This is a genomic window from Micrococcus sp. LASM2_SD2, from assembly GCF_057364565.1.
This window is the reverse complement of record NZ_JBNFOB010000320.1, coordinates 1-2044: the sequence shown is the minus strand read 5'-3', so window position 1 is coordinate 2044 and position 2044 is coordinate 1. Positions and strand designations below refer to the sequence as shown.

4 protein-coding genes are annotated in these 2044 nt (G+C 74.7%); 3 read left to right on the top strand and 1 reads right to left on the bottom strand.

The features are described from left to right. On the top strand, positions 1 to 571 hold a 571-nt coding region (locus tag AC2W7A_RS11955), incomplete at its 5' end, for an alpha/beta fold hydrolase (protein ID WP_485991535.1). A 62-nt stretch (positions 572 to 633) separates the two neighbouring features. On the opposite strand, the gene AC2W7A_RS11950 is transcribed toward AC2W7A_RS11955, so the two are convergent. Further along, positions 634 to 1089, bottom strand: a complete 456-nt coding sequence (locus tag AC2W7A_RS11950) for a MarR family winged helix-turn-helix transcriptional regulator (protein ID WP_485991534.1) — start codon at positions 1087 to 1089, stop codon at positions 634 to 636. 111 nt (positions 1090 to 1200) lie between these two features. On the opposite strand from AC2W7A_RS11950, the gene AC2W7A_RS11945 reads away from it, so the two are divergent. Both AC2W7A_RS11945 and AC2W7A_RS11940 read left to right on the top strand, forming a co-directional pair. Beyond that, entirely contained in the window at positions 1201 to 1620 is a 420-nt protein-coding gene (locus AC2W7A_RS11945) for an organic hydroperoxide resistance protein (protein WP_036316406.1), read from the top strand. Continuing rightward, a partial coding sequence (locus AC2W7A_RS11940; protein ID WP_485991533.1) for a DoxX family protein occupies positions 1620 to 2044 on the top strand: 425 nt, incomplete at its 3' end. The genes AC2W7A_RS11945 and AC2W7A_RS11940, both read left to right, overlap by 1 nt.

Here is a 2044-nt window from a genome sequence, read left to right as displayed (position 1 = left end):
CGACATCGGCGGCGGCTCCTTCGAGATCGCCTACGGCGAGGACGAGCTGCCCACCCAGGCGCTGTCCCTGGCCGCCTGGGCGCTGGCCGCCTCCCGCCCCGAGCGCGTCGCGTCCCTGACGGTCCTGTCCACGCCGCACCCGGCCGCCCTGGCCCGCGCCCTGCGCGGCCCGGACCAGCTGCGCCGCAGCTGGTACATCGCCGCCTTCCAGGCACCGGCCCTCCCCGAACGGATCCTCGCGCGACGGCTGGGCTCCCTGCTGCAGCGGGGGCAGGTCCCCGGGGCGGAGCACTACGCCCGCCGGTTCTCCACCCCGCAGAGCCTGCGCGGTCCGGTGAACTGGTATCGGGCGAACCCGGATCTGGTGACCACCACGCACAGCGCGCCCGTGACGGTCCCCACCACCTACGTGTGGGGCACCCGGGACGCGGCCCTGGGGCCGCGGGCCGCCGAGCTCACGGCCGGGCAGGTGGCGGGGGAGTACCGGTTCGTGAAGCTCGACGCAGACCACTGGCTGCCCGAGCGTGAGGCGGACGCCGTCGCCCGGGCGATCCTGGACCGGGTGCGCTGACCCGCGCTCCGCGCGGCCGCTCCCGCCGTCTCAGCGCGGCCCGACGGCCTCGGTGATCCGGTTCAGCTGGTCCATGAGGGCCCGGCGCTCGGTGGCGTCCAGGGGATCCGGGTGAGGGCGTCCGCCGGGACCGTCCGGGCGGACGCCCGCAGCGCCCGTCCCTCGTCCGTCAGCCGCACCAGCACGCGCCGCTCGTCGTGGACGTCGCGCTCCCGTGTGACGAGCCCCATGCCGGCGAGGCGCCGCACCAGGGGTGTGATCGTCCCGTTGTCCATGCCGAGCCGGTCCCGCAGCGCGCCGACCCCCAGCGCGCCGGCGTCCGGCGTCGACGCCTCCGTCTCGGCTGAGGCGTCACTCTCCACCTGCCACAGGGTGAGCATCACGAGGTACTGGGGGTAGGTGAGGCCGAGGCGGGAGAGCAGGGGGCCGTAGCCGCGCGTGACGGCGCGCGTCGCCCGGTGCAGGGCGAAGCAGAGCTGGTCCTCGAGGGCGAGGCTGTGGGTCGGCGCGGCTTCCATGGGAGTGATTCTAGTGGTCGCTGGCGAACAACTTGGTTGCGCACGACCTAACCGGGTGGCAGGCTGGAGCCGACTCGTCCCGCACGGGGCGGGCGGATGAAAGGACCTCTCATGGAGACCATCTACACCGCCGAGGCGCTCAGCACCGGCGCCGGCCGCGACGGCCATGTCCGCACCACCGACGGGCGGGTCGACCTCGACCTCGCCGTGCCCACCGAGATGGGCGGCTCCGGCCAGGGCAGCAACCCCGAACAGCTGTTCGCCGCCGGCTACGCCGCGTGCTTCCACTCGGCCCTGCAGATGGTCGCCCGGGCCTCCCGTGCCGACATCACCGACTCCTCCGTCGGCGCCCGCGTGGGCATCGGCCGCCAGGGTGAGGGCTTCGGCCTGGAGGTCACCCTCGAGGTCGTGCTGCCCAACGTCCCCGCGGACCAGGCCCGCGCCCTCATGGAGCAGGCGCATCAGGTGTGCCCCTATTCGAACGCCACCCGGGGCAACATCGACGTCGTCCTCGAGCTCGGGGAGGCGTGATGACGAAGCGCCGGCAGTCCGTCCCCCTCTCCCAGACCGCCGCCCGCCTCGGCCTCGGCGGGTTCATGGCCGCCGCGGGGCTGTCCCACCTCACCGTGGCGCGCCGTGAGTTCCGCGCCCAGGTGCCCTCGTGGATCCCGCTCCCGGCGGACCTCGTGGTGCTCGGATCCGGCGTGGCCGAGATCGGCCTCGGGGCCGCTCTGCTGGCGCTCCCCGGGCAGCGTCGCCTGACCGGCACCGCCCTGGCGGCCTTCTACACCGCGATCTACCCCGGGAACATCGGGCAGTACGCCGAGCGCAAGGACGGCTTCGGACTGGACACGGACGGCCGCCGTCTGGCGCGGCTGTTCGGTCAGCCCGCCCTCATCGCGGCCGCCCTGTGGGCCGCGGGAATCCCCGAGCGGGAGCAGGGCGGGCGCCGCTG